This window comes from Mesobacillus sp. QJM3NY_10 (assembly GCF_056173465.1).
Map to the genome: position 1 here is coordinate 441,521 of NZ_CM149675.1, position 26,173 is coordinate 467,693.

Consider the following 26,173-nt stretch of genomic DNA (forward strand, 5'->3'; position numbering starts at 1 on the left):
TGATGTTCCAAAATTATTCTGGTTTACTTCTATTCATCGATGATAGAAACGGTGGAGGTTAAATAGTTCATATTACCTACATAGCAATGATATAGTTATAAAAAACTAACTTGAGAGGAAGCTGTAATACATGAGTTGTAATGCGTGTGTGGTAGGGAATTTACAGTTTGAGATCAAGGTTGATGGGGAACGGAATTTGTCCATCTTTCCTGAAGTGGTCCACCATATGGACCGTAACGGTGATTTGCTTCGGGCTGATGGGGATTTTTTAGTTGTAAGAGAAGCGGGAATGAGGGATTTCCTGGATTTTTGCGATGATCATATGGATCCTGAGAATGTTTTCTTCCGGTTGGATGGTGAGAAATGGAGGCTGGTTGCAGAGGCAGGAGATATTCTCGAAAGCCAGTGGATTGACGAGGTCATCCTTAGTGAGCTTGTGACCTGCCATGCACAGCCGATCCTTAAGGCTGAAGGCGAAATTTATGCGTATGAGATGCTGGCACGGTTTTACCGTGAGGATGGGTCAATGATCTATCCTGGTGAAATCTTCGGCGCGGCGAGGAAGAGGGACAGATTGTATGCGCTTGACCGGATTTGCAGGATGGCTGCGGTAAGGGCATCTACTTTTACTGATAAAAAGGTTTTTATTAATTTCATCCCGACTTCGATTTATTCACCGGAGTTCTGTCTGAAATCGACCACCATGCTGGCAGATAAGTTAGGAGTCAATCCGGATAGGCTTGTATTTGAAGTGGTAGAAACAGAAAACGTGGAAGACACGGATCATCTGAAAAGGATCCTGGCTTTTTACAAAGAAAAAGGTTTTCGTTATGCGTTGGATGATGTAGGAGAGGGATATAGTACACTTGAACTGCTGTCAGATCTGCAGCCACATTATATGAAATTGGATATGAAGTATGTCCAGGGAGTTGCCACGGATACACAAAAGCAACAGACAGCTTCCGCTTTTTTGGCCGAAGCGAAGAGGCTTGGTTCCGTACCGCTTGCGGAGGGGATCGAGTTGGAGGAAGATTTTAAGTGGCTTAAGGAAAAAGGATATCAGCTATTTCAGGGATATCTGTTCGGAAAGCCTGCTCCAATTGAAGTGAAGAAGTTGAATGAAGAATAAAAAAGAAACCGTGAAATACGGTTTCTTTTTCTTAATCCAGCTCCAGCGCTTGTCGGGGCTGAACGAGGCGCTTGCGCTTTTTGTTCCTATATATTCTCGGGTGAATTCTGGGAACATCTTGCTTCCCATACCTCTTTCATTTCTTTGATCGCTTCTGTCAGGAGCGCGATATCCTTCAGAATTTGCGCTTTGATTATTGTATCAGCACTTGATTGATATTCATCTTTCAGTTGACTTAGTTCCCTCTGGAATAGAAAAAGTGTGAGCAACTTAATCTCCCCCTTTTGGTATAACAATCATTCTCTCTATATATAGTTCAAAATACCCAAAATTCTAATAGGATAAACATAAAATTTGGTAAAAAGCCTCACCCAACTAAATTGGGCGAGGCTTTTGAAATTAGGCTGTTGTCTTTTGCGCTTCAAGTACCGCTACAGACTCTTTCCTCTGGTAGTAATACCAGTTTAAGATGATTGACAGTACATAGAAGCCAATGAAGATGAAGAATGCCGGTGCATAGCCTCCTGAAATATTGATGGACCAGCCGAACAGTTTTGGAATCAAGAATGATCCATATGCTGCGAATGCTGCGGTAAAACCGAGCACTGGTGCCGCTTCTTTCGGAACGAAGATTCCCGGGATCATTTGGAATGTTGAACCAGAACCGATTCCAGCAGCAATGAACAGGATTAGGAATGAAATCAGGAAGCCGCTGAATAGCTTGTTGCCAAGGAAGAAGATGACGCTTCCTGCTCCGACCATCATTACCAGCAAGACAATCGATGTCAGTTTAGCCCCCCCCATCTTATCAGCAAGCCACCCGCCGACAGGACGTGATGCTGCAGCAAGGAAAGCACCTAAGAAGGCTAAAGAGATATATTCAGGGAACTGTGATTTCAATAATAGCGGGAATGCCGCTGAGTATCCGATGAATGAACCAAATGTTGCAACGTAAAGCCATGTCATGATCCAAGTGTGCTTTCTTTTAACAATGACGAATTGATCAGAGAATGATTGCTTTGTTCCAGGCAGGTTATCCATGCCGAACCATGCTGCAATTGTGACAATCGCGATTGGTAAAAGCCAGATGAATGCTGCGTTTTGCAGGAATACTTCCTGGCCGTTAGACAATTTCTGTCCATCGCCAGCGATAAAAGCGAAAGTTCCAGTTGTAATGATCAATGGTGTTACGAATTGAACGACTGATACACCCATGTTGCCTAAACCGCCATTAATACCAAGCGCGGTTCCACGTGCTTTTTTTGGGAAAAAGAAGCTGATGTTGGATGAAGAACTAGAGAAGTTACCGCCACCCAAGCCGGAAAGTGCTGCGAGTAAGAGCATGACAGAATATGGTGTGTCAGGATTCTGGACTGCAAAACCGATTCCGATTGCTGGAATCGCCAGTACAGCTGTTGACAGGACCGTCCAGTTACGGCCACCCATCATTCCAACGCCAAACGTGTACACAAATCGCAAAGTTGCACCAACAAGACCTGGCATTGCTGCCAAAGTGAAAAGTTGCTGATCAGTAAAACTAAAGCCAATATCATTTAAGCGAATTGCGACTACAGACCAAATTTGCCAGACAATGAATGCGAGCATCAAGGAAGGGACAGAAATCCATAAATTCCGTTGGGCATGTTTTTTGCCTTCGGATTGCCAAAAACGATCGTCTTCAGGATTCCATTTATTTATGCGAGCCATTTTAATTCCTCCAAATAATTTTGAGTGGGTGTTTATAAGATTAATAAACCATTTATATCACGAAGCAGGTGTGACGTACCTCACAATTATTTTAGTGCACACAATTCTGTCAAAAAGTCTTGAACATTCTTTGACAGAGGGTGATAAAAGTCAGTACCCGTAGGGGTTTTACCTAGTGGAAACACAGTATTTTCTAGTGCGAAAACGGCTGCGAACACAAGAGAATAGGGGAAGTTTTGGAAGCGTACTACTTCAAAATATTGTCATAGACATATCACAAAGTTGAAACTTCCACTCTTCAATTTTGTGATTTAATAGTATATAGATTGTGAAATTATGAGCAAAGTAGAACGGAGGCAAAGTTAATGAAATATCCGCATTTATTTACCGTTGGAAAAATAGGCAGCTTAATGCTTAAAAACAGAGTGGTGATGCCGGCGATGGGAACGCGTTTGGCCACTGCTAATGGAGAAATGACGGATCAGCAGATTCGCTATTATGAGGAAAGGGCCAAGGGGGGAGCGGGCTTAATCATCACTGAATTTACGACAGTTGACTTTGAATTGGGAAGAGCGGCAGTCAACCAGCTCAGAATCGATGATGACTGTTTTATTCCGGGGTTCCGCAGGCTTGCAGACGCAATTAATACATATGGTGCGAGGGTATTTGTCCAGCTTCACCATGCAGGTAGAGAAACAACTTCCTTTTTAACAGGAGGGAAGCAAATCGTTGCGCCTAGCCCAGTTACTTGCGAAGCAATAGGTGAAGAACCGAGGGAGTTGACTACCGCAGAGGTAAAGGAAATCATCCAGCAGTTCATAGACGGGGCAGCCCGCTGCCAGGCTGCCGGCATTGATGGGGTAGAACTGCACGGAGCACATGGTTACTTGATTAATCAATTCCTTAGCCCGAATACGAATGTCCGTACAGATGAGTATGGAGGCAATTTTGATAAAAGAATGAGATTTGTAGAGGAAATCATCACCGGGATTAAAGAGCGATGTGGAGCTGATTTTCCTGTCACTGTTCGACTTAGCGTCAGTGAGTTTGAAGAAGGCGGCCTGGATCTGCTGCTGAGCAGGGAAATAGCCAGGTATCTAGAAAAAGCAGGCGCTGATGGAATCCATGCGAGTTCGGGCAATTATAATACGATGGAAACGGTCATCGAATCACCGCTTTACGAAGAAGGCTGGAGAGTCTACCTTGCCGAAGAAATCAAAAAAGAAGTCAACATCCCTGTCATTGCTGTTGGCAATATTCGTGACCCGCAATTCGTCGAATCTATTTTGCAAGAGGGCAGGGCTGATTTCGTCGCGATTGGCCGCGGACACATTGCGGATCCTGAGTGGGTGCGAAAAGTGGCAGAAGAACGCGAGAAGGCAATCAGGATGTGCATATCCTGTCTGCATTGCGTTTACACACAAGGTCCTATAGAGTGTTCCGTCAATGTCAGAGCAGGACGCGAGCTCGAATTTTTGGAAATGACGAAGATTGATGAGAAGCGTCATGTGGTGATTGTCGGCGGCGGTCCGGGCGGAATGGAAGCAGCAAGAGTTTTAGCGCTCAAAGGATACCAGGTGACGCTTTTTGAAAAAAACAGCAAGCTTGGCGGCCAACTCAACCTTGTAACCGATCCGGTCTATAAAAAGAAAATGAAAAAGTATGTGAAGTACTTAAACAATGAAATGGCGAGGCTGAATATTCATATCCGACAGAATACAGAGGCTTCTGTTGAGTTGATTAAATTGCTGAATCCTTACGCTGTTCTTCTGGCAACGGGAGGAATGCCATATATGCCCGATATAGAGGGCTGTGACCTGCCAAATGTATGCAACTATAGAGCCATCAAAGTTGAAGACAGTGTCCTGCAAGGCAAAAAAGTCGCGGTTGTGGGAAGCGGAATGGTTTGCCATAGCACATCCCGCAGACTAGCAGAGCAAGGAAATAAAGTGATCCTCATTGAGGTCCTTACGGAATCTGCCAAGAAAATAAGTCCTGTGACAAGAAAGAAACTGCAGGAAAAGCTGCAGAATGAAGGAATTCAAGTCGTTACCGACCACGACGTAGTCAAGGTCGTTCCTCAGGGACTTATTTTACAAGAGAAAGAAACGGGTGTAAGGTTAGAAATCGGCGTAGACCAGGTAGTCATAGCCATGGGCGTCCAGGCTTATAATCAATTGGAACACCCATTGAGAATGGAAATGGAGAATGTCTTTGTGATTGGTGATGCAGCAGGCAATACATCGCTGGCAGATGCTACAAGAGAGGGATTTGAAACGGCATATGCCCTTGAATCATTAGTTAAGGAGCCGGCTTTGAAGTAGAAGGACAGACTTTATTGGCGAAAATGAAATTATATCGACCATATTTCAAGATATATCAGCGGATTTTTGATTTTATCGACCACATTTTAGGATATATCGACCACTTTTCGAAATATATCGACCAAATCCGATCAAGACTGCTAATTTGCAGACTTTTTACACATCAAAAAAGCCTAGATCCACTCGCGGTCTAGGCTTCTTTGTAAACTCAGTTAGTAACCTTTATTCTCTTTTAATGGTGACAGGGTATAAATATGGAACTTCCGGCTCTTCGGTTATCTCCCATTTAGAGACTTTAACTAGCGGGATAGGGGTGTCCATATAGGAACCAGTCTCAATGACACCTTCAATTTTGATCCACGTGTCTTTTTCGATATTGGCTGCGTCTGGGAACTCAGATAAAAATCCGATGATGCTGGCATCTGCGACGCAGTGGGTGACCAGGAATCGTGATACGACCAGCTGGTCTTCTGCAAAGCCTTCTTCTTTATAAACGAATCCATAAAGACTTACCTTTCGGCCCTGGAACTTATCGATGTCGGAGCTGATTTCCTCATAGTAAGATGAATAGATACTGTCATTAAAGATGATGGTGGATCCTGTCTCCAACTCTTTTATTTTTTTATTGTACTCTTCATCTGTCATTTGATTTTCATAACCTGTGGCAGTCTCAGTGCCTTCGGGTATGTCAGAGTCAGAGCCTTGTCCAGCCAGATCATCGCTCTCCTCTGGCGACTGAGTGGCATCGCCTGTTCCCTGGCTATCTGCCTGTTCTTTCGTATCACTCGCTGCCTGGCTGCTTTTTCCGCTTTTGCTAGAACCAGCGATTGACAGCATCGCGCCCTTTTTATCGGCGATCGCGGAGTCGAGAACCTTTGCAGGCAGAAAAAAGCCTGATAGCAGAGGCAGGACGATAATCAAGTAGGACACCAGTTTTTTTGCTGAAAAAGGTGTTGTCCCATGGTCATGAAAATGGTCGTGGTGATTATCATGAGAGCAGCATTCACCCACATGACTGCAGGAGTCGTGGTCATGTTCCGTTTTTATTGTCCAGACTCGTGTAATCTGGATAAAAAACAGGAGCAAAAATAGGAACGCGGCTGCCTGACTTAAAAGCAAATACTTTGGATTAATGAATAAATAAATCTTACCTGTAAAATGCAGCATATAAATCAAGACGGAAAATCCAAGCAGGATCAGGGACCTTGCCGCCTGCTGTGCATGGAATTGCATGGACAAGACCTCCTATAGCATGCCGCCAACCAGCATGAGAATGGTGAATACAGTCCCAGCGACGAGCGCAAGAACGGTCATGACAAATTTAAACCGAAACACACTCATCATGATCAGCGTATTTTTCAAGTCAATCATCGGCCCGAAAATCAGGAAGCCAAGGATCGAGGTTGAAGGAAAGATACTGCTGAAGGAAGCCCCAATGAAGGCATCTGCCTCAGAGCAAAGGGATAGGAAGAACGCTAGTCCCATCATGACAGCCAGTGAGGAAGCCGCACCACTGCCGATTTCCAATAAGGTTTTCGCCGGCATATAGGTTTGGACCATTGCTGCCAGGAATGCACCGATGATCAGATACTTGGCCATGTCGAAAAACTCATCAATTGAATGCTGGAGCATTGCCCAGAATTTTTCGAGAAAGGACTGTTTTCCAGAATGGCTATGGACGTGCAATGAGGTGCTTTTTTTGAATTGTGTTCCTTTGAATATCATTCCAACCATGAAGGCGACAATGATTGCAATGCCAAATCCCAATCCCATTCGAAGCGCAGCGATTTTAAAATCGTTGCCAAAAGCCATATATGTAGACGCAATGACAATCGGATTGATGAGGGGACCTGTCAACATAAAACCAATAGCAGCGGCGATCGGGACTCCTTTGCCAACTAATCTGCGGATGATTGGCACAATTCCGCATTCGCAGGCTGGAAAAAGAGCGCCAACACTGCAGCTCATGACAATCGCCAAATATTTATTCTTAGGAATCCACCTGCTTATATGCTCCTCGGTGACAAAAATCTGAATCATCCCCGCAATCAGCACCCCAATCAGAACGAACGGGAAGGCTTCTATTAAAATACTGAGAAAAATCGTATTCAGATTCAGAATGGAAGAGGGGATTTCCAACTTACTCTGAAACCCCATCCCCAGGCTTAGCAGCATGAGAAACGCCAGAATGACAGCAAAACCTGTAATGTCCAATAAATTAGACCGGATTAATCGAATCATTTTCTCCTCCTAGTTACTTTTACTAGATTGTACTATTTAATTTAAGAAAATATGTACAATCTAGTAAAAAAGACTATCAATTTAACACTTTTTCAAGCGTCTGAAGATTTTTCCGCATCAGGCTGAAATAATCCTCTTGATTCTTCATATCTTCAGCTGAGATGGACTCAAGATTATACAAGGTAACTGTCTCAGCACCGATTTCTCTTTGAATCATTTCTGCCACGCGTGACGAAACATTCTGTTCAAACGCAATGTATTTCAAATCATGTTCTTTTGCTTCTTCAATCAACTTTGTCAATTCACGTTGTGAAGGCTCCTGTGTAGGAGAAAGTCCGTTGACAGCGATCTGGATGATTCCATATCTATTTGACCAGTACCCATACGCTTCATGAGCAACAAGCAGATGCTTGTTTTCGGCCTGTTCAATCACACTCTTGAATTCATTGTCCAATTCCTTTAGGTCTTTCTCAAGTTGGGCGAAATTCTGTTCAAATTCCTGTTCACGATCAGGCATAAGCTCAATCAAGGAATCTTTGATATTCGATGCCAGTTTGATAGACAGGATTGGATCAAGCCAAACATGAGGGTCTAAGTTTTTATCATGATGGTCGTCCGAGTGAGCGGCTTCTTCGTCATGGTGTTCTTCATCAGAGTGAGCGGTGTCTTCGTTATGTTGTTCTTCGTCCGAATGAGCGGCTTCTTTGTCATTTTGCTCTTCATCGGAATGAGCGGCTTCGTCCTCATGGTGCTCTGCATCGGAGTGAGCGGCTTCTTCGTCATGGTGCTCTTCTTCGGAGTGAGTGGCATCTTCGTCATGGTGCTCTTCTTCAGAGTGGGCGGCATCTTCGTCATGGCGCTCTTCTTCGGAGTGAGTGGCTTCCTTGTCATGGTGTTCTTCTTCGGAATGAGCATCTTCTCCTTCATGAGAATGATCATGGGAAGTCTCAATCATTTCCGCATTTTCTGCTGCTTTTACCATCATGACCTTTTCATTTTTCAAGGCTTGCTCTGCTTTATCTGTAAATCCTTCGATTCCCGCACCGGAATAAATGAATAAATCAGCTTCAGCGAGCTTCATCATATCCTTCGTGCTTGGTTCGAAGCTATGGGCGTCTACATTCGGTGGATAGATGCTTTCCACATCCACGAATTCCCCGCCTATTTTTTTCGCAAAATCTTGAAGAGGGTAGATGGTTGTATAGACTGTCAGCTTAGTAGCTTCTGAATTATTTTTGTTGGCTGATTCCTTGCTGGAAGAACAGCCGGCTAGTGTCAAACCCACTAATAGCAGTAAACCAAGTGATAGTTTAGTAATTTTCATAGTGATCTCCTTAAACGATATTTTCATTAATCGAAATGATTACGATTTAAAGTGTAAAACAGAAATTTAAATTTGTAAATGATTTTAGGAATCATTACGATTTAATTTTTCCGAATGCTATGCTTCTAAAGAGAGGATGACCAGTTAAGTATTACATTTCTAAATAATTGACAAGCAGAAGAGAAGCGATTATTATCTAACTCAAATCGTAATGATTACGATTAAGTTTGTCTAAAAGAATAGTATGCCGAACGGAAGGTATGTATGAGAAAAAATAAAAAAGAGGTGTAGAAATGAACAGGAAAATACCTGTTACTGTGTTGAGCGGATACCTTGGTTCAGGCAAGACCACATTATTGAATCATATATTGAACAATCGCGAAAATAAAAAAATTGCGGTGATCGTAAATGATATGAGTGAAGTGAATGTGGACGCAGCTCTGATTAAGCAAGGGGGTTTTTCAAAAACCGAGGAGAAGCTTGTCGAGCTTCATAACGGCTGCATTTGTGTACATTAAGAGAGGATTTAATAATTGAAGTGGAGCGACTGGCGAAAGCTGGAGACGTTGACTATATCGTTATTGAATCGTCAGGGATTTCAGAACCGATTCCGGTTGCCCAGACATTTACCTATGTGGATGAGGAGCTGGGGATTAATTTAACCGAATGGTGTGAACTCGACACTATGGTAACAGTTGTGGATGCAAACAGGTTTTGGCATGATTTCTCTTCAGGGGAGAGCCTCCTGGACAGAAAGGAGGAAACGGATGAGAATGATACACGAGAGGTCGTCGACTTATTGATTGATCAGATAGAGTTTGCCAATGTCATCATTTTAAACAAAAAGGATCTGGTCAATGCTGAAGTCTACCTTGAGTTGAAGGCAGTACTGCAGAAGCTGAATCCGGGGGCAAGAATCATTGAATCAAGTCACTCCAGGGTAAGGATGGAGGATGTTCTAAATACTGGATTGTTCAATTTCGAAGAGGCCAGCCAGGGAGCGGGATGGATAAAGGAACTAAATGAAGAACATATCCCCGAGACGGAGGAGTTTGGAATATCTTCATTTGTTTACAGAAGAAAGCGTCCATTCCATCCTGCGCGATGGAGGAAGTGGCTTGAGGAGTGGCCTGAGGATATTGTGAGAGCAAAAGGCTTCTTCTGGCTGGCAACCCGGAATGATATAGCAGGATTAATATCCCAGGCGGGACCTTCTATCATTCTAGAGGCTGCGGGAGAGTGGATAGACGCATACCCGGAGGAGGAGAAAAATCAAATCCTTAAGGAAGAGCCTGAATTATTGGCAAAATGGGATATTGAGTTTGGGGATAGAATGACGGAGCTGGTTTTTATTGGTGTGAAGATGGATATGCAAGACATCATTGACAAGTTGGATCAGTGTCTGCTAACTGAGGAAGAAATGAGGATGGATTGGCGCCAATTCTCTGATGATCTTCCGCCTTTTTCTGTGCCGGCAGAGAGTGGCAGCTAAGGTTCTATTCGGCAGTGACTGGTGATAACAGGACGTAAGTTTCCTAAGAAGGGTAATTAAGCCTAATTAGAAAAAAAGCTATTCTTGGAGTTGCGCTCACTGAATATATGTGATTAAATGTCTGTATGTTAATTTCTAAATCGTAATGATTACGATTATCTTTAGTGAAGGGAGTGAGTTAATTGGCTAAAAAATCAAAGGTAGTAAAAGAAAAAAAACGCCAGGAGCTGGTGTTGAAATATGCAGACTTGCGCAGGGAACTGAAAGAAAAGGGCGATTACGAAGCGCTGAGGAAGCTTCCGCGTGATTCTGCACCGACTCGCTTGAAAAATCGCTGCGAAGTGACAGGACGACCGCGTGGATATCTCCGTAAATTTAAAATGTCGCGTATTGCTTTCCGCGAATACGCCCATAAAGGCCAGATTCCGGGCGTGAAAAAATCCAGCTGGTAAAAAGATTGGAGGAATTTACGATGAAGGAAAACATTCATCCGGATTATCATAAAGTAGTATTCATGGATATAAACAGCGGCTTTAAGTTTTTAACAGGATCGACAAAGACTTCGAACCAGACAATCGAATGGGAAGATGGCAACACTTACCCGCTTATTAAGGTGGAGGTAAGCTCTGATACCCATCCATTTTATACGGGCGTCCAAAAGTTCTCTGACCGTGGAGGCCGAACTGAAAGATTTATGAAGAGGTATAATTTAAAGGACAAATAGAATGTAAGTCAGGTGAGGTGGACGTATGAATTCGCATTTAATGGAGATTCTCTCAAGAGAAATTATAAAATCACTTCCAACTGAACAGAGAGAGGTCTATGAGTATGTTGTTCGGCTGGAAGACGATCTGGCTCAACAAGCTGAAACATCCGATGAATTTATGTCACTCCTTGTAACGCATTCACCTCACAGACAGGCAGCAAGGCATTTCAAGTTAACATTCGGACAGCTGATGGCATTAATGAGAGAAGCGGAAAACTTTATCAATCAGCAGCTGGAGAGAAAACTGAAAAATGTAACATGGTTAGATCTCACAGAACAAGTCAATTCAAGAAAAAAGGTCGTTAATGACAAAATAAAATATTTTTATTTCTCGGTTAATGAAGTTCATTCGTGATTTTTTCACTTTGTAAATCGTAATGATTTCGTTTTAAGTATGAGGAGGGTATCAATGTGTACGAATGGATTGTTATAGGCGGAGGCATACAAGGATGTACGATCGCCACTTTTTTGTTAAGAAACAAAAAGGTTTTACCAGGCAATCTCTGTATTATTGACCCGCATGAAAAACCTTTAGCCAATTGGACGAGAAATACTGGGTTAATTGGTATGAAGTTTCTTCGTTCTCCGTTCGTGCATCATCTTGATGCCGATCCGTTCAGCCTGATCAGTTTTACAAAGAAAAAGAACCTTAAGGATAACGAGTTTTACGGTCAATACAAGCGTCCATCGCTGAAGATATTTAACGAACACAGTCATGATCTCTTTCAAGAGACAGCTTTGAAACAATCCTGGCACCAGGGCTATGTCAATGACATCGAGAAAGAGAAGGACCACTGGCGTGTCCATACATTAGACGGTAAAAGCTTGGCTGGCAGGAATATCGTATTGGCACTAAGCGTAAACGACCGGTTGTTTATTCCTGAATGGGCAGACTCACTTCATGAAGAATCAAACCAGGTGTTTCATATCTTCGATAAAAATGCTTGTATCCAGGAGCTGAAGCCTCCAATTGCCGTAGTAGGAGGCGGAATCACTTCTGCGCATCTGGTAATCAGGCTAGCTGCTATGTATCCGGGAGGGGTCACTTTAATCAAAAGGCATCCCTTCAGAGTGGTTGATTTTGATAGTGATCCAGGTTGGCTGGGGCCAAAGAGACAAACTGCCTACCGTCAGATCAACGATTATGAAAAACGCAGAGAAGTCATCATTAGCGCCAGGAACAGAGGGTCGCTGACTGCGGAACTGTTCCAGAAGCTCAAGAAACTTGAAAATGAGCAAAAGATTAAGGTAGTGGATGGTGAAGTAACATCAGCAAATAAAAGGGACGGGGAAGAGATCGGCCTTATACTTGACCAACAAGAGGTCAACGTAAAATCCATCGTTTTCGCGACAGGGTTCAAGCCCGGGCGCCCTGGCGGCGGATGGCTGGACAAAGCGATAGAAAAGTTTGATCTTCCATGTGCCCGATGTGGTTACCCAATTGTCAGTCCGACGCTCGAATGGTGCCCTCACTTATACGTAATGGGATCTCTAGCCGAACTGGAGATTGGCCCCATTGCCCGGAATATCTCCGGTGCACGCCAGGCAGCCGAAAGAATCGTTCACAATATATAGAAGAAAAAATTAGGAGGAAAGAAAGATGAGAGTCAAAATTACACTTGCATGTACGGAAACAGGAGACAGAAACTACATTACTACCAAAAATAAAAGAAATAATCCGGATCGGATTGAATTAAAAAAGTATTGCCCACGCTTAAAGAGATACACGCTGCATAGAGAGACGAAATAGGCGGTGGATTCAGCATTCATTTTAAAACACACAATTTCCAAAGGAGGGCTTATCAAAAAGCCCTCCTTTTATAGTCTTTTCTCTGCCTGCGCAGCTTCGTTATGATGAAATCCATAACGAAGGGGTCCCTATATCCAATTCCTGCATTGTGACAGACTCAGGAATTCCCTCCTGAGAACATTCGGGTCCCATGCTCAATAAAATCAATGCGCACATATAACAGTTCCCTTTGCCCTTTCTGAAACTTATTGTGTCCCTAACCGTAATAATGGGTAGGAAAGGGTGATGGAGATGAAAAAATATTTGTTGTTTGCCGGAAGTTTTATCTTGTCATATATCGTGTTGCAGGTAGGATCTGGTCTGCTGTTAACCGCAATTTATACGCCTGAATTCCCATCGGAAGCAGCCAGTTTGCCATCCCAGGTAGAGTTTGGGGAAACAAACTCAATCCCATTGATTATCTCTGTATTGTCATTGGGGATTGCATTTGTTTTAACCAGGTTCTTTAGCAAAAGCCAGAAATCTTAATGAGTTGTTGCAGCTCCCCGATCTAAAACTGCCTCCAGACGCTTGTGAAGGTGAAAACTATAGGCTTTTTTAACATTTAATGTTAGACTGCAATAGTTAATCGGGAATACTAACGGTACAGCTTTTTATAGGAGGATTTTTAAATGCTTAACAATGATATAATGATCCGTTTGCGGTACGCTTTGGATATCAAAGATACTGATATGGTAGAGATATTCAATCTTGGCGGCGTGAACGTGACGAAGGACGATGTCCGGATGATGCTGCAGAGAGTAGATGAAGATGAATTTGGTGAGGAGATTGTCCCAGAGGGCTACATAAGAGTCAACAATGCAATGATGGAGCAGTTCCTGAATGGTATGGTTACTTTTAAAAGAGGGAAGCGTCCGGGAGAGACTGGAACTCCTCCACTGACCGGGGAGACTGTGAATAACCAGCTTTTGAAAAAAGTGAAGATCGCCTTGTCGCTCACGAGCGAGGATATGCTCGAGATTTTTGACCTTGCGGGAGTACGCGTGTCTAAGGGTGAGCTCGGGGCAATTTTGAGAAAAGAAGGGCATAAGAACTATCGGGAATGCGGCGATAAATTCGCACGGAATTTCCTGAAGGGGCTGGCCTTGAAATTTCGCGGATAGAAATATAAAAGACGGTTCTCATGAAGGATGAGAACCGTCTTCTTGTTTGTTGAGCCTCATTTCTTTGATTTTCTGACGCTGCTCGTCTGGCCACCATGCTCCACAGTCATCGGAGACGATACAGGCAGCACATTTTTCAAGGTCGTAGACTTTCATCCCGCTGATGGGCGGGGAATAGAGGTGGAGAGTGACGAGTCCACTTGTGCCGTCCGCTTGCATTTTATGAACGCCTTTCTCAGGTGCATAGAAGAACTTCCCCTGATGGTGGTACTCCTTGAACAGCTCTTTGGGCAGACTGTTGCCATCGGCCTCGTAAACTGAATTAACAGAAGTTCCGTTAAGCACCTGGATCCAGCCATGGGAATTCCCGTGGTCATGGGGAGCGCATTCTAAATCTGACCAGTTCATCACCAGAAGCTCTATATCCTCGCTTTTGTACAGGAGTTTGCGGTAATAAGGCTTGCCGGAAGATGATTGAAGAAAGGGCTTCAATTCATCTACAGACATATTGATCTTCGCCAGTGCCTCCTTCAGCTCGTGTTTAGAAGGATCTATTAGTGAATCTAACACATTTTTTGCCTGAGGATTTAGAGTCATGGGCATTCCCACCTTCTTCATTTTTTAAAAAACGCACTCGTCATTAAACGTGCAAGACCACCATTGACAATAACCACTCCTATAATAATTATGATTCCGCCAATCGCACTTATGAGGATAAATTTTTCATGTAAAAGAAAGATGGCGGCAATCAGGGTAGCCAGCGGCTCTAGGTACAAGAACATGGACACTTTCGAGGCATCCAAAACCTCCAGTGCCTTTCCCCAATACCAATAGCCAATTCCAGACACAAAGATCGCAAGGAACAAAAGATGGGCCCACTCCGTCTGGGTCAGCAGGGGCACGGATTCCCAGCCTTTGTTGCGGATGATGAAAGGGAGAGTGAGGATAAAGCCAATCAGGCTCATGTAAAATGTCACCAATAGTGCAGGATACGGGATGTGGAGCCTTTTTAACAGGATGGAATAGATCGCCCAGTTCAGTGTGCTGAGAATCATCAGGATGAAGCCGAGGTTCAATGCGAACTCGAAGGAATGGCCGCTCCGGGTGGTAGTGACAAGAAAGACCCCCGCTATGGCGACCACCATTCCAAGTGCTTTTTTTACATTCATCTTTTCATGCAAAAACAGAACTGAAAGGATGACGGTGAAAATAGGCGAAAAAGAAATCAACCACCCGGCAGATGAGGCATTGATCGTTAACAGAGCGGTTGCCTGCAGGACCTGGTGAACAAAGACGCCCAGTATTCCGAGGACAACCAAATGAGGGAGGTATCCGATTGAAATCCGCAAACGAGAACGGTTGAGCAGTAATATCACCAATAAAAATAAAGCTCCGAGGCCAAAGCGGAGCACCAATAAAGAATACGGATCGAGCTTTGCGAGTACAGCTTTTGCAGAAACAAAGGAAACTCCCCAAAAACTAATCGATAAAAGAGCATAAAAAGAAGCGGTAAGCTTGGCGCGTAACGGAATCATTGCGTGGAATCCTTTCCGGTGGACAAGTTTTCTACTAATTTATGCTTGTCTTGGGGGAAGAAGAATCATGAAAAATTATCCAATTATATTTACAAAATAATGTAAACTTGAGATAATGAAGCAAATGATTGAGGAGGGAAAGTAAGTTTATGGAACCAACATCTAATTGCTAATTATTAATTTTATTAATAAGGATTTTGTATTGAGTGTAAAAATGCCTATGTTGCATAGGTTTATTTCGTTATGCTCTTTATGGAATTACGGCAATTAGAAGATAACTTACTTTACTGAATCGTGATCGTGATTTTTTGGCATAGGCTTATTTGTGCTTGCTGAATTGTTGATTCAAGACTGTAGGGATTTCTACAGTCTTTTTATATTGGAAAAAATGAATGGTAAATAGGTTCTTCTTTGTGCTGTCCATAAAAAGCGTAGCTTCATTATGGATGAAAGAAGGAATTAATATGTTAGAACTGAAAGTGCACGGAATTAAAAAATATATGGAAGCGACGCTGGTCGTGAACAGTTTTACATTGGAAGCATTTGAAGGGGATAAAATCGGGATTGTTGGGGCGAACGGCAGCGGGAAAAGCACGGTCCTTAAGGTGATTGCCGGGATCGAGCCTATGCATTATTATCCCGGCTATCCGCAAACCTCGAGTCCTGGATATGATGAAGGGCTGGTCCATCGTCCTCGGGGAGCATCGTTTGCCTATCTGGAACAGATGCCATCGTATCCGGCCGGCTTGAAAGTGATTGATGTGCTGAATCTTGCGTTTGAAGAGGTTCATGAGGTTGAAAAACAGATGAGAGAGCTAGAGGCGCAGATGCAGGTTTTGGAGGATGTGGCCCTGGAAAAAGCGCTGAATAAATACAGTGATCTAGTGAATTTGTATGAATCAAAAGGCGGTTATGAGCAGGAGGAGAAGCTAAGCAAGGTGTGCACCGGGCTTAAGTTTACCGACAGCTTTTTACAGAGGGATTTTGATTTGCTGAGCGGCGGGGAGAAGACGACGGTTGGGCTTGCGAAGATTCTGATTCATCATCCGGATATTCTGCTGCTCGATGAGCCGACGAATCATCTTGATATGGATTCAATTGAATGGCTGGAAGGCTTTTTGAAAAATTATAAGGGAATCGTGCTGATTGTCTCACATGACCGTTATTTCCTTGATCATGTCGTCAATAAAATCGTCGAGATCGAGGATATGGAAACGATTAGCTACAAGGGGAATTATTCTTCTTTTATCAGCCAGAAAGAAGAAAATATGCGGGTGCAATATGAGCAGTTCCGCGAGCAGCAGAAGAAGGTCAATAACATGGAAAAGCAGGTGATGAGCCTGCGGGACTGGGCATTGCGTGCCGATAATAACAAATTTTTCAGGCGTGCGGCGAGCATCCAGAAGAAGCTTGATAAGGTGGACCGTATTGATAAGCCGATTTTTGAACGAAGGAATATGAGGTTGAGTTTTAACGATGCGGTGCGCTCCGGGAATGAAACGATCAAGGCGGTTGGTGTTTCTAAGCGCTATGAGGATAAGGTGATTTTTGACGGCGCTGATCTGATGGTTCATTACGGTGAGCGGGTCGGCCTTGTTGGTCCGAATGGCAGCGGCAAGACGACCTTCTTGAAGATGCTGTTAGGAGAAGAGCAGCCTGATTCGGGTTTAGTGGAGTTGGGTGCAAATGTAATGGCCGCCTACCTGCCTCAGAAGATTGAATTTAAAAATGAGGAGCTCACGCTGCTCGAATGCTTCCGAGAGGATATCTCGATTGTAGAAGGGAAAGCGCGCGAGTACCTGGCGAAGTTCATGTTTTACAAAAAGAGTGTCTTCAAAAAGGTGAAGTTCCTGTCAGGAGGGGAGCGAATCAGACTTAAGCTGGCGATGCTGATGTTCCAGGATATCAACTTGCTGATTCTAGATGAACCGACAAATCACCTGGATATAGATTCGATTGAAACGCTCGAAGCAGCCTTGGAGGATTTTAAGGGCACGATCTTCTTCATTTCTCACGACCGCTATTTCATCAATAAAATCGGTGAGCGTGTGATTGCGGTTGAGAATTTTGGCTTGAAGAGCTATCTGGGGAATTACGATGATTATAAAAGAGAGAAGTCTGCGGCAGAGCAGAAAAATGTGATCGAACCGGTGCCTGTTTTCAAGGAGAAGAAGGTGGCGCATAAGTCGCAACCGAAACCTTCCACGGCGCAGATTTTCAGGAAGATCGAAGGCCTGGAAAAAGAAATCACAGAGCTTGATTTAGTGATGGGGATTAACCAGGATTATGAGGAACTTGATAAGCTGTTTAGCAGGAAAAAGCAACTGAATGACGAACTCGAGCTGGCAATGGAGATGTGGTTGAGTGCCGGGGAGTAAGCGAGAGGAAGCATGGATATTTCGTTCATGCTTCCTTTTTTGTTGTTATAGGAGAAAAACACTATAAACAAGTTGTGAATATAGAATTTTTTACCCTTAAAGGGAATATTTATGGTATAAATATATAGGTAAAAAGTTCTAGGGGGGAATGAGTGTGACTTTATATGGATTATTAGTTTTAGTTCATCTCATCGCGGCCGTTGTTGGTTTAGGAGCGAGCTTTGGAATGCCGGTGGTTGCCAAGTTTGGTGCTAAGTCAGTAACGAACGCAAAAGTTTGTTTTGAGATTAATAAAAAAATTGAGATCTTTGCCAAAGTCGGATCACTTACATTGTTAGCCAGCGGAATTTTGATGGCCATCGTCAATCCGGTGCTTTGGTCACAGGGATGGTTCATCGGTTCCTTGATTATATACGTGCTGATTCAGCCTGTTGTCGCAGCAATGTTACCAAAAACAATCGAAAAGCAAGTCGATATCGTGATGAACAGCGGTGACGGCGAACTGCCAGCCGAGTATCATCAGCTGGATAAAAAAGTCGCCAAGATGAATGGCATCGCGCATGTTGCAGCAGTTGTGCTGATCGTGCTTATGTCAACAAAACCATTCTAGGGGGAAATACAAATGCAAGCGAAGCCAATGTATTATGACGGGAACGGAGAAAACAAACAGACCACAGGTGCTGCACCGACACAGGTATCCAGCGTGGTCATTACTGCAGAAATGAGGAAGTCCATCGGCGGAAATCCTTATGTGTTTGTTAAGTAGGATGATAGGAAGAGAGAGTGCCAGCCTTTTGGGTTGGTGCTTTTTTTGTTATTCAGACAGCTTCGGGGTCGAAATAGGAATAGCTGTCAGAAGTAGGGCTGGGTTTGGACAGGTATGAGGTCCTGAGGCCAAAAGCTGTCAAGAAACCGAAGGAATTGTGACAGGTATGAGGTCCTGAGACCAAAAGCTGTCAAGAAACCGAAGGAATTGTGACAGGTATGAGGTCCTGAGGCCAAAAGCTGTCAAGAAACCGGAGGAATTATGACAGGTTTGGGTGCACCGGGCCAAAAGCTGTCAAGAAACCGGAGGAATTGTGACAGGTATGAGGTCCTGAGGCCAAAAGATGTCAAGAAAACGAAGGAATTGTGACAGGTATGAGGTCCTGAGGCTAAAAGCTGTCAAGAAAATGGAGGAATTGTGACAGGTAAGAGGTCCTGAGGCCAAAAGCTGTCAAGAAACCGGAGGAATTATGACAGGTTTGGGTGCACCGGGCCAAAAGCTGTCAAGAAAACGAAGGAATTGTGACAGGTAAGAGGTCCTGAGGCTAAAAGCTGTCAAGAAAACGAAGGAATTATGACAGGTAAGAGGTCCTGAGGCTAAAAGCTGTCAAGAAACCGGAGGAATTATGACAGGTGTGAGGTCCTGAGGCTAAAAGCTGTCAAGAAACCGAAGGAATTATGACAGGTAAGAGGTCCTGAGACCAAAAGCTGTCAAGAAACCGGAGGAATTATGACAGGTTTGGGTGCACCGGGCCAAAAGCTGTCAAGAAAACGAAGGAATTATGACAGGTATGAGGCCCTGAGGCTAAAAGCTGTCAAGAAACCGGAGGAATTGTGACAGGTATGACGCCCTGAGGCCAAAGGCTGTCAAGAAACCGGAGGAATTATGACAGGTATGGGGTCATCTGGCCTACTTGCTTCAGCACGATTGCACCACGTGGAATCTGAATAAAGATAAACTGTAAAACTTTTACTTAATTATGCAACTTTTCCAATTCACCTCCGTCTAAACTAATAGACTACCAATCCTTCTAAAAATTGGGTGAATAAAAGTTTGCTAGAGTGGGAATACTATAACCAACAACATATTAACAACGGAGGTAGATTAGGATGAAGCAAATTAAGGAATTCATGAATGATGAGGGTTTTGAATTAAAAGGTTATATTTCACAATTATTTGAGCAAGTTTCCGATAAAGATGAAAAGAAGAAACGCTGATCGCGAGTTAAGCTGATCAGCGTTTTTTCATTTGCTGCAAGACTTCATCAATTTTTGCGTGATCCTCGGGTGATTCATCGATATGCTTCCATAAGAGTATGCCGTCGGCCGAATAGAGCCAGGTTCCTCCTTGAATATAGACGTCCTGTGTCTTCATCGACTTCATGACGAATTGTTTCTGCTTCTCGTTTTTAGGGATAAAGTCTTTGACCTGGCCAGTAATAAAACCAAAACCGGCTTTCGCCAGCAGCTTCCACTTAGGCATCGTTTTATGGCCCATACCCCGATATGCTTTACGCGTTGGATCCCCAAGTATAGGAAATGGGAAAGGCCCAAACTGTTCAATGAATTGCTTGATAAAAGAGCCTTTTGATGGGGCGACGGCTATGACCTGGTAACCTGTTGCTTCAACTTCAGTTATTCGCTCGCGCAACTGCGCAAGGTATGCTCGGCAGACTGGTCAGCCAAGGTGGCGCACAAATACGACCATCGTTGGATTCCCCTGAATGGCTGTTTCCAAGGTTAGTGATTTTTCAGGATCTGTAGTTTCTAATACATATTCCATACCGAAACCTCCTTTTCTTCACTATATATAACTTCTCCCTTTGAGGAAAGAATTAACATTCCTTAACAAACCTTTTCAATTAATTTACAACTCCTTAAAACGAGGTTAATAACTGTCTAGTAATCTTGTTCTTGTAGCAACGGACATAATATTAGGGGGAATTAAGGAATGAAGAGTTTTAAAAAATTAGCGATGTTTACGATGCTTGCTGGTGTAATGGCTTTCGGAACTGCTTGCTCAGATGGAGAAAGTAACGCAGAAGCAACGAATGGTTCTAATGAAACTGAAACTCAACTTGAAGGCAGCGTTGTGATCGATGGCTCCGGCACTGTTTACCCGTTCATGGCAAAAATGGCAGAGAACTATATGTCCACCCAAGAAGATGTATCTGTAGAGGTTAGCCGCTCCGGCACTTCCGCTGGCTTCAAGAAATTCCTCGTTGAAGATGGAACAGACTACAATGATGCATCACGCCAGATCAAAGACGAAGAAAAGGCAAAAGCCGAAGAGCTTGGAATCGACGTGAAAGAAATGAAAGTAGCTTTGGATGGCCTGACGATTGTCATCAATAAGGACAACGACTGGGCAAAGGAGCTGACAAAAGAAGAAGTCATTGATATCTTCCTTGCTGAAGGCGGAAAGAAGAAATGGTCGGATGTACGTCCTGACTTCCCGGCTGAAGCAATTAACACATATGGTCCGAACGAAAATCATGGAACATACGAGTTCATGTTTGAAAACATTCTTGATGAAAAAGATCTTGTAGAAGGCATCAACCTGCAACAGGACTACTCTACACTGGTTGACCTGGTTTCCAAAGACAAGAACGCAATCGGCTTTTTCGGCTATGGCTACTATGCAAACAACAAAGAAAAATTGGATGCAGTGAGGGTGGATTTCGGTAACGGACCTGTTGAACCTTCACTGGAAACAATCAAGGAAGACGGGAAGTACGGTCCATTCACACGACCTGTGTTCACATATTTGAATGTTAATAACGCAAAAGAGAAAGCACAAGTACTAGATTACGCGATCTACACAATGGAAAATGCACAGGATATTGCCGCAGAAACAGGCTTCGCACCACTGACAGACGAGGACATCCTTGCAACAATCGAAGAACTAGAAGAATTGAAGTAAACAAAAAGGAAGTATGAGGCATGTTCTCATACTTCCTTTTGTTTCGTATGAATAAAGATTATCGTATCAATCCTCCTTAAAGTAAGTGTATTCTTCAGAAGATCGTAGCGATTAAGAAATAATTGATAGAGGAATGGGTATACTACGGAAAACGTTTCCTTTATTTGTAAATAATTTTCAGTGAGGCAGACTATGACGAATGCGATTTATGCGATTTTTTGGCTGGGAATTTTAATCATATGGGGGGATTGGAGGAACTGGAGAAGGTACTATCCGACAATCCTTTTCTTTATGCTTGGGGATTTTATTTATCTTTATTTACTGTCGGATTATTATCCAATGTGGAGGTATGTACCCTCGCCTGGTGACAGGGAACTGGGAATCACCAATTCTCATATTACATTTTCAATCATGATATTAAAATACCCTGCGACATGTCTTGCCTACTTGTCTCATTTTCCACAACAAGGTGCCATCATTAAGTTCATTTATTATTTAGGGTGGATGCTAATTTACATTCTAAATGAAATGATCGACTTGCATTATCATTTAATAAAATACTACAATGGCTGGAATTTCGGGTGGTCCATCCTTTTTAATGCGGTCATGTTCCTCATATTGAAGATCCATTTTCATAGGCCGGTATTCGCCTGGATCCTCTCGGCGGTATTTATTGTTTTCTTATGGAATAGCTTTGAAGTACCTGCTAATGTTTTTCGATAATACTCCTTGTCTTTTGATGATTGTTTGTTGTAAAAAAGTGAGTAAGTTCATATAGATGCGGGAAAAGAGAATAAATCAGGAGGTGTTGTTATGTCGTTTAAGTATGCAGAAGAAGACGGACGTTTTGTCGCAAAGGATTCAGATGGGCTCGAGGTAGGGGAAGTAACCTATACTCGGGATGGAGATAAGTTTCTTGTCATTAACCATACGGGTGTCGACCCAGCGAATCGCGGACAGGGCGTGGCGGAGGAATTGGTACGCCAGGTTGTTGAGAAGGCAAAAAATGAAGGCCTGAAGGTGGAGCCAGTTTGTTCCTTTGCGCAAAAGGAATTTGAGAGGAAACCTGAATATAAAGAAGTTCTAAAACAATAGCTGGAGAAAGCCTTTGAGACAGCTCAAGGGCTTTTATCCAGGTTGACATGAAAATAACCACATGATAAAATTATCTCGAATTCAAGATATTATGTTTTTTTCGAAGGCATTAAGGTTAAAGTAAGAATAGATATTTTTTGTAATAATATCTCGGTTTCGAGATAAAGGGGGAGACAACTTGAACGAATTAAAAGGAATTCACCATGTTACCGCCATTACTAGCAGTGCGGAGAAGAATTATGAGTTTTTCACATATGTGCTGGGAATGCGTCTTGTAAAAAAGACCGTCAACCAGGATGATATCCGTACTTATCACTTATTTTTCGCGGATGATAAAGGGTCAGCGGGAACGGATATGACATTCTTTGATTTCCCTGGGATTCCGAAGGGTTCTCATGGAACGGACGAGATTTATAAAACAGGCTTCCGTGTTCCGACAGATGAGGCGCTGGAATACTGGGTGAAGCGTTTCGATAAATACGAAGTCAAGCATACTGGCATCCAGGAACTGTTTGGCAAGAAGACGATTTCTTTCGTCGATTTTGATGATCAGCAATACATGCTGGTATCAGATGAGTTCAACGAGGGTGTCGCTTCAGGAACACCATGGCAAAACGGTCCGGTACCGTTGGAGTACGCGATCACAGGCCTTGGGCCAATCCATATTAGGATCTCACGATTTGATTATTTTAAAGAGGTATTGGAAAAAGTCATGCATATGCGTGAAGTAGGGAAGGAAGGTTCCCTGCATCTTTTTGAAATGGGTGAAGGCGGGAATGGCGCACAGGTCATTGTTGAGGACAATAAAGTGCTGCCAGCAGGACGCCAGGGATTCGGCACCGTGCACCATACCGCTTTCCGTGTTGCTGACACTTCGGTTCTTTATGAGTGGATTGATCATATGAAGGCGGCGGGATTCGGTACATCCGGTTATGTCGACCGATTCTTCTTTGAATCATTGTATGCGCGTGTAGCACCAGGAATCTTGTTCGAATGGGCAACAGACGGACCAGGCTTCATGGGTGACGAACCATACGAGACCCTTGGTGAAAAATTGTCACTGCCGCCATTTCTCGAATCGAAACGCGAGCAGATCGAGGACTTTGTGCGACCGATTGATACAGTCCGCAGCACACGTGATATTGAAAAAGAGTATCTGTAAGTCTAGTTTGCAGGACGGGAGTTTGTGGAAAACTACTACTAAAGGAGGCAGATAAAATGGTCAAATTAGCAGTGATTTTTTACAGCATGAGCGGAACGAATGTACAGCTTTCGAAATGGGCTGCAGAAGGCGCAAAAGAAGCTGGAGCAGATGTGAAGGTTTTTAAGGTGAAGGAATTAGCCCCTGAATCAGCAATTGAAGGTAATGAAGCGTGGAAAGCCACTGTTGAAAACACAAAGGATATCCCTGAAGTGACTCCCGATGATCTTGAATGGGCAGACGCGATTATCTTCAGCGTTCCAACACGATTCGGGAACATGCCATCTCAAATGAAGCAATTCCTAGATACGACAGGCGGCCTCTGGGCACAGGGCAAGTTGGTAAACAAAGTTGTGAGCGCCATGTCATCTGCGCAAAATCCGCACGGTGGGCAAGAAGCTACCATTCTGTCACTATACACGACGATGTACCACTGGGGTGCAATCGTTGCGGCGCCAGGTTACAGCGATCCAGTCACATTCGGTGCCGGTGGCAACCCATACGGAACAAGTGTTACGGTTGATCAGGACGGCAACATGATTGAAGACGTTGAAGCTGCGGTAAAATACCAGGCGAAGCGCACAGTGACCGTTGCTGGTTGGGTGAAGAACGGGAATCAATAAGGTGTGATTAGATAGCCTAATTCCTTTTGAGGAGTTAGGCTGTTTTTTTTGGTATGGGTAGGCAGGGTGTGTGGAGGAAGTTTTTAATGGACATTTTGATTGTAGAGCGGGATAAAATGTCTAATAAGAGTTGTTTAATGGACATTTTGAGAGCGGAGGAGTGTTGAAATGTCTAATAAGAGTTGTTTAATAGACATTTTGAATGCGGAGGAGTGTGGAAATGTCTAATAAGAGTTGTTTAATGGACATTTTGAATGCGGAGGAGTGTTGAAATGTCTAATAAGAGTTGTTTAATGGACATTTTGAGAGCGGAGGAGTGTGGAAATGTCTAATAAGAGTTGTTTAATGGACATTTTGAATGCGGAGGAGTGTTGAAATGTCTAATAAGAGTTGTTTAATGGACATTTTGAATAAGAGAACCCGGAGAAATGTCCGATAGAAGAGGTCTATCGGCCAAATGGATGACGAAATCACGAGGAAGTGTCCGATAGAAGGGGTCTATCGGCCAAAAGGAAGGCTAAATCACGAGGAAGTGTCCGATAGAAGGGGTCTATCGGACAAAAGGAAGACGAAATCACGAGGAAGTGTCCGATAGAAGGGGTCTATCGGCCAAACGGAAGGCTGAATCACGAGGAAGTGTCCGATAGAAGGGGTCTATCGGCCAAACGGAAGGCTGAATCACGAGGAAATGTCCGATAGAAGGGGTCTATCGGCCAAATGGATGATGAAATCACAAGGAAATGTCCGATAACTTTGTCTCTGATTTTGATAAAAGCTTGATACCAGCCAAAACAAAATGCCCAATCCACACAAGGATTGGGCATCTGCATATGAGGTTATTCTTTTAGAAAACCTGGCTGTTCATAGCTAGGGTTCGGATATTTATAAAATCCTTCACCGGTTGCTACACCGAGTTTTCCTTTGTCAATGTACTCAGTTTTCAATAGATTCGCGAGCTCTTTAAATTGTGGAACTCCAGCTTCGCCCTTGGCATTGGCGATATTGTATGCTGTGGTGATTCCGACGATGTCTAAAATCGCGAACGGTCCTTTTGGAGCGCCGGTTGCGATCATCCACGTCTTGTCGATGGTTTCCTTTTCGGCTACTTCCTTCAGGAGCAGCATTTGGCCTGCTTCTAAAAACGGCACCAATAACGAGTTCAGGATATATCCAGGCTGCTCCTTGTATAAAGGCAAGGCGACCATGCCGATGGCTTTTGCGAATTCCAACAGATCATCAAACACTTTCTTGTCTGTGCCAGGATGCATCATGACTTCGGCGGTGTTATTTTTCCAGATTTCATTCGCAAAGTGAAGGGCGAGGAATTTTTCAGGACGCCCTGTCGCATCGGCAAACTGGCTTGGCAGCAACGTAGAAGTGTTCGTCGCGAACACAGTCTTTTCAGGTGCGACTTGTCCTAGTTTCTTGTAAAAATCCGTTTTGATGTCGATGACCTCAGGTACCGCCTCAATGACCAAATCAGCGTCAGCTACCGCCTGTGGAAGATCACTGTAAAAAGAAAGGCGGTTGTAGGCCTTATCAACCTCCTGCTCGGATGCTCCAAGATCCTCCTGGTAACGCGGCATAAGCTTCGAGATACGTTCCTTGGCGCGCTCGATCGCTTCATCGTTGATATCGTAAACTGAAACATTGAAACCACTATATGCAGTTTGAAAAGCAATTTGGCTTCCTAAAACGCCGCTTCCGGCGACAGTAATGTTTTTATAATTCATGGCAATTCTCCTTTCTACACTATT

25 protein-coding genes and 2 pseudogenes are annotated in these 26,173 nt (G+C 43.6%); 18 read left to right on the forward strand and 9 right to left on the reverse strand.

Going from position 1 to position 26,173, the window contains the following annotated elements; translation table 11 throughout:
* The first annotated feature begins 130 nt into the window (after positions 1 to 130).
* Positions 131 to 1,129 (forward strand): EAL domain-containing protein, encoded by a 999-nt coding sequence (locus tag AC0VX7_RS02180; protein ID WP_475426460.1) that lies wholly within the window; start codon positions 131 to 133, stop codon positions 1,127 to 1,129.
* Between the two features lie 86 nt (positions 1,130 to 1,215).
* On the opposite strand, the gene AC0VX7_RS02185 is transcribed toward AC0VX7_RS02180, so the two are convergent.
* Complete coding sequence (locus AC0VX7_RS02185; protein WP_475426461.1) at positions 1,216 to 1,398, reverse strand: hypothetical protein; 183 nt, start codon at positions 1,396 to 1,398, stop codon at positions 1,216 to 1,218.
* Positions 1,399 to 1,528: 130 nt separating this feature from the next.
* Entirely contained in the window at positions 1,529 to 2,836 is a 1,308-nt protein-coding gene (locus tag AC0VX7_RS02190) for an MFS transporter (RefSeq protein WP_475426462.1), read from the reverse strand.
* 365 nt (positions 2,837 to 3,201) lie between these two features.
* On the opposite strand from AC0VX7_RS02190, the gene AC0VX7_RS02195 reads away from it, so the two are divergent.
* Complete coding sequence (locus AC0VX7_RS02195) at positions 3,202 to 5,160, forward strand: oxidoreductase (protein ID WP_475426463.1); 1,959 nt, start codon at positions 3,202 to 3,204, stop codon at positions 5,158 to 5,160.
* Positions 5,161 to 5,382: 222 nt separating this feature from the next.
* Here AC0VX7_RS02195 and AC0VX7_RS02200 read toward each other — a convergent pair whose 3' ends face one another.
* From AC0VX7_RS02200 to AC0VX7_RS02210, 3 genes are all read right to left on the reverse strand, one after another.
* On the reverse strand, positions 5,383 to 6,393 hold the full coding sequence (locus AC0VX7_RS02200; RefSeq protein ID WP_475426464.1) for a TIGR03943 family putative permease subunit: 1,011 nt from the start codon (positions 6,391 to 6,393) through the stop codon (positions 5,383 to 5,385).
* A gap of 12 nt (positions 6,394 to 6,405) precedes the next feature.
* Complete coding sequence (locus tag AC0VX7_RS02205; protein ID WP_475426465.1) at positions 6,406 to 7,401, reverse strand: permease; 996 nt, start codon at positions 7,399 to 7,401, stop codon at positions 6,406 to 6,408.
* A gap of 76 nt (positions 7,402 to 7,477) precedes the next feature.
* Complete coding sequence (locus AC0VX7_RS02210) at positions 7,478 to 8,725, reverse strand: metal ABC transporter solute-binding protein, Zn/Mn family (protein WP_475426466.1); 1,248 nt, start codon at positions 8,723 to 8,725, stop codon at positions 7,478 to 7,480.
* A gap of 293 nt (positions 8,726 to 9,018) precedes the next feature.
* Here AC0VX7_RS02210 and AC0VX7_RS02215 point away from each other — a divergent pair.
* From AC0VX7_RS02215 to AC0VX7_RS02250, 8 genes and pseudogenes are all read left to right on the forward strand, one after another.
* Positions 9,019 to 10,217, forward strand: a pseudogene (locus AC0VX7_RS02215) (CobW family GTP-binding protein).
* Positions 10,218 to 10,399: 182 nt separating this feature from the next.
* Positions 10,400 to 10,669, forward strand: coding sequence for a 30S ribosomal protein S14 (gene rpsN, locus AC0VX7_RS02220; protein ID WP_167832349.1), 270 nt, complete (start codon positions 10,400 to 10,402; stop codon positions 10,667 to 10,669).
* A gap of 20 nt (positions 10,670 to 10,689) precedes the next feature.
* Positions 10,690 to 10,941, forward strand: a complete 252-nt coding sequence (locus tag AC0VX7_RS02225) for a type B 50S ribosomal protein L31 (RefSeq protein WP_475426467.1) — start codon at positions 10,690 to 10,692, stop codon at positions 10,939 to 10,941.
* A gap of 25 nt (positions 10,942 to 10,966) precedes the next feature.
* Positions 10,967 to 11,338 carry a hypothetical protein gene (locus tag AC0VX7_RS02230; protein ID WP_475426468.1) on the forward strand — a complete coding sequence of 124 codons (372 nt, stop codon included), beginning with the start codon at positions 10,967 to 10,969 and terminating at the stop codon, positions 11,336 to 11,338.
* Positions 11,339 to 11,394: 56 nt separating this feature from the next.
* Complete coding sequence (locus AC0VX7_RS02235) at positions 11,395 to 12,558, forward strand: FAD/NAD(P)-binding protein (protein WP_475426469.1); 1,164 nt, start codon at positions 11,395 to 11,397, stop codon at positions 12,556 to 12,558.
* Positions 12,559 to 12,583: 25 nt separating this feature from the next.
* Complete coding sequence (gene rpmG, locus AC0VX7_RS02240; RefSeq protein ID WP_079504591.1) at positions 12,584 to 12,733, forward strand: 50S ribosomal protein L33; 150 nt, start codon at positions 12,584 to 12,586, stop codon at positions 12,731 to 12,733.
* 291 nt (positions 12,734 to 13,024) lie between these two features.
* Positions 13,025 to 13,261, forward strand: a complete 237-nt coding sequence (locus AC0VX7_RS02245; protein WP_475426470.1) for a hypothetical protein — start codon at positions 13,025 to 13,027, stop codon at positions 13,259 to 13,261.
* Between the two features lie 143 nt (positions 13,262 to 13,404).
* A complete protein-coding gene (locus AC0VX7_RS02250; protein WP_475426471.1) occupies positions 13,405 to 13,896 on the forward strand; it encodes a YehS family protein in 492 nt (163 codons plus the stop codon).
* 18 nt (positions 13,897 to 13,914) lie between these two features.
* Here the strand turns inward: AC0VX7_RS02250 and AC0VX7_RS02255 are convergent, their stop codons facing one another.
* Both AC0VX7_RS02255 and AC0VX7_RS02260 read right to left on the reverse strand, forming a co-directional pair.
* A complete protein-coding gene (locus AC0VX7_RS02255; RefSeq protein WP_475426472.1) occupies positions 13,915 to 14,493 on the reverse strand; it encodes a cysteine dioxygenase in 579 nt (192 codons plus the stop codon).
* 17 nt (positions 14,494 to 14,510) lie between these two features.
* A complete protein-coding gene (locus tag AC0VX7_RS02260; RefSeq protein WP_475426473.1) occupies positions 14,511 to 15,431 on the reverse strand; it encodes a DMT family transporter in 921 nt (306 codons plus the stop codon).
* Positions 15,432 to 15,895: 464 nt separating this feature from the next.
* On the opposite strand from AC0VX7_RS02260, the gene abc-f reads away from it, so the two are divergent.
* The 3 genes from abc-f to AC0VX7_RS02275 all read left to right on the forward strand — a co-directional run bounded on the left by abc-f (position 15,896) and on the right by AC0VX7_RS02275 (position 18,575).
* On the forward strand, positions 15,896 to 17,809 hold the full coding sequence (gene abc-f, locus AC0VX7_RS02265; RefSeq protein WP_475426474.1) for a ribosomal protection-like ABC-F family protein: 1,914 nt from the start codon (positions 15,896 to 15,898) through the stop codon (positions 17,807 to 17,809).
* A gap of 154 nt (positions 17,810 to 17,963) precedes the next feature.
* On the forward strand, positions 17,964 to 18,419 hold the full coding sequence (locus AC0VX7_RS02270) for a DUF2269 family protein (RefSeq protein ID WP_475426475.1): 456 nt from the start codon (positions 17,964 to 17,966) through the stop codon (positions 18,417 to 18,419).
* A 12-nt stretch (positions 18,420 to 18,431) separates the two neighbouring features.
* Positions 18,432 to 18,575, forward strand: coding sequence for a hypothetical protein (locus AC0VX7_RS02275; RefSeq protein ID WP_475426476.1), 144 nt, complete (start codon positions 18,432 to 18,434; stop codon positions 18,573 to 18,575).
* Between the two features lie 1,233 nt (positions 18,576 to 19,808).
* On the opposite strand, the pseudogene AC0VX7_RS02280 reads toward AC0VX7_RS02275, so the two are convergent.
* Positions 19,809 to 20,240: pseudogene (locus AC0VX7_RS02280) on the reverse strand (AhpC/TSA family protein); the annotation flags it as partial.
* Between the two features lie 285 nt (positions 20,241 to 20,525).
* Between AC0VX7_RS02280 and AC0VX7_RS02285 the strand changes: the two are divergent.
* From AC0VX7_RS02285 to wrbA, 5 genes are all read left to right on the forward strand, one after another.
* A complete protein-coding gene (locus tag AC0VX7_RS02285) occupies positions 20,526 to 21,497 on the forward strand; it encodes a PstS family phosphate ABC transporter substrate-binding protein (RefSeq protein ID WP_475426477.1) in 972 nt (323 codons plus the stop codon).
* A 192-nt stretch (positions 21,498 to 21,689) separates the two neighbouring features.
* Positions 21,690 to 22,220: a CBO0543 family protein gene (locus AC0VX7_RS02290; protein ID WP_475426478.1), complete on the forward strand. Its 531-nt coding sequence runs from the start codon at positions 21,690 to 21,692 to the stop codon at positions 22,218 to 22,220.
* 90 nt (positions 22,221 to 22,310) lie between these two features.
* Positions 22,311 to 22,592 (forward strand): GNAT family N-acetyltransferase, encoded by a 282-nt coding sequence (locus AC0VX7_RS02295; RefSeq protein WP_475426479.1) that lies wholly within the window; start codon positions 22,311 to 22,313, stop codon positions 22,590 to 22,592.
* 178 nt (positions 22,593 to 22,770) lie between these two features.
* A complete protein-coding gene (locus AC0VX7_RS02300) occupies positions 22,771 to 23,754 on the forward strand; it encodes a ring-cleaving dioxygenase (protein WP_475426480.1) in 984 nt (327 codons plus the stop codon).
* A 56-nt stretch (positions 23,755 to 23,810) separates the two neighbouring features.
* Positions 23,811 to 24,416 (forward strand): NAD(P)H:quinone oxidoreductase, encoded by a 606-nt coding sequence (wrbA, locus tag AC0VX7_RS02305; RefSeq protein ID WP_475426481.1) that lies wholly within the window; start codon positions 23,811 to 23,813, stop codon positions 24,414 to 24,416.
* Positions 24,417 to 25,252: 836 nt separating this feature from the next.
* Here wrbA and AC0VX7_RS02310 read toward each other — a convergent pair.
* Positions 25,253 to 26,149 carry a 3-hydroxyacyl-CoA dehydrogenase gene (locus tag AC0VX7_RS02310; RefSeq protein ID WP_475426482.1) on the reverse strand — a complete coding sequence of 299 codons (897 nt, stop codon included), beginning with the start codon at positions 26,147 to 26,149 and terminating at the stop codon, positions 25,253 to 25,255.
* Positions 26,150 to 26,173: the final 24 nt, after the last annotated feature.

What these genes read in the sequence shown, in the direction of transcription:
- AC0VX7_RS02180 (WP_475426460.1), top strand. Translation starts at nt 131, where the DNA reads ATGAGTTGTAATGCGTGTGTGGTAGGGAATTTACAGTTTGAGATCAAG.
- AC0VX7_RS02190 (WP_475426462.1), bottom strand. Translation starts at nt 2,836, where the DNA reads ATGGCTCGCATAAATAAATGGAATCCTGAAGACGATCGTTTTTGGCAA.
- AC0VX7_RS02195 (WP_475426463.1), top strand. Translation starts at nt 3,202, where the DNA reads ATGAAATATCCGCATTTATTTACCGTTGGAAAAATAGGCAGCTTAATG.
- AC0VX7_RS02200 (WP_475426464.1), bottom strand. Translation starts at nt 6,393, where the DNA reads ATGCAATTCCATGCACAGCAGGCGGCAAGGTCCCTGATCCTGCTTGGA.
- AC0VX7_RS02205 (WP_475426465.1), bottom strand. Translation starts at nt 7,401, where the DNA reads ATGATTCGATTAATCCGGTCTAATTTATTGGACATTACAGGTTTTGCT.
- AC0VX7_RS02210 (WP_475426466.1), bottom strand. Translation starts at nt 8,725, where the DNA reads ATGAAAATTACTAAACTATCACTTGGTTTACTGCTATTAGTGGGTTTG.
- AC0VX7_RS02225 (WP_475426467.1), top strand. Translation starts at nt 10,690, where the DNA reads ATGAAGGAAAACATTCATCCGGATTATCATAAAGTAGTATTCATGGAT.
- AC0VX7_RS02230 (WP_475426468.1), top strand. Translation starts at nt 10,967, where the DNA reads ATGAATTCGCATTTAATGGAGATTCTCTCAAGAGAAATTATAAAATCA.
- rpmG (WP_079504591.1), top strand. Translation starts at nt 12,584, where the DNA reads ATGAGAGTCAAAATTACACTTGCATGTACGGAAACAGGAGACAGAAAC.
- AC0VX7_RS02245 (WP_475426470.1), top strand. Translation starts at nt 13,025, where the DNA reads ATGAAAAAATATTTGTTGTTTGCCGGAAGTTTTATCTTGTCATATATC.
- AC0VX7_RS02250 (WP_475426471.1), top strand. Translation starts at nt 13,405, where the DNA reads ATGCTTAACAATGATATAATGATCCGTTTGCGGTACGCTTTGGATATC.
- AC0VX7_RS02255 (WP_475426472.1), bottom strand. Translation starts at nt 14,493, where the DNA reads ATGACTCTAAATCCTCAGGCAAAAAATGTGTTAGATTCACTAATAGAT.
- AC0VX7_RS02260 (WP_475426473.1), bottom strand. Translation starts at nt 15,431, where the DNA reads ATGATTCCGTTACGCGCCAAGCTTACCGCTTCTTTTTATGCTCTTTTA.
- abc-f (WP_475426474.1), top strand. Translation starts at nt 15,896, where the DNA reads ATGTTAGAACTGAAAGTGCACGGAATTAAAAAATATATGGAAGCGACG.
- AC0VX7_RS02275 (WP_475426476.1), top strand. Translation starts at nt 18,432, where the DNA reads ATGCAAGCGAAGCCAATGTATTATGACGGGAACGGAGAAAACAAACAG.
- AC0VX7_RS02285 (WP_475426477.1), top strand. Translation starts at nt 20,526, where the DNA reads ATGAAGAGTTTTAAAAAATTAGCGATGTTTACGATGCTTGCTGGTGTA.
- AC0VX7_RS02290 (WP_475426478.1), top strand. Translation starts at nt 21,690, where the DNA reads ATGACGAATGCGATTTATGCGATTTTTTGGCTGGGAATTTTAATCATA.
- AC0VX7_RS02295 (WP_475426479.1), top strand. Translation starts at nt 22,311, where the DNA reads ATGTCGTTTAAGTATGCAGAAGAAGACGGACGTTTTGTCGCAAAGGAT.
- wrbA (WP_475426481.1), top strand. Translation starts at nt 23,811, where the DNA reads ATGGTCAAATTAGCAGTGATTTTTTACAGCATGAGCGGAACGAATGTA.
- AC0VX7_RS02310 (WP_475426482.1), bottom strand. Translation starts at nt 26,149, where the DNA reads ATGAATTATAAAAACATTACTGTCGCCGGAAGCGGCGTTTTAGGAAGC.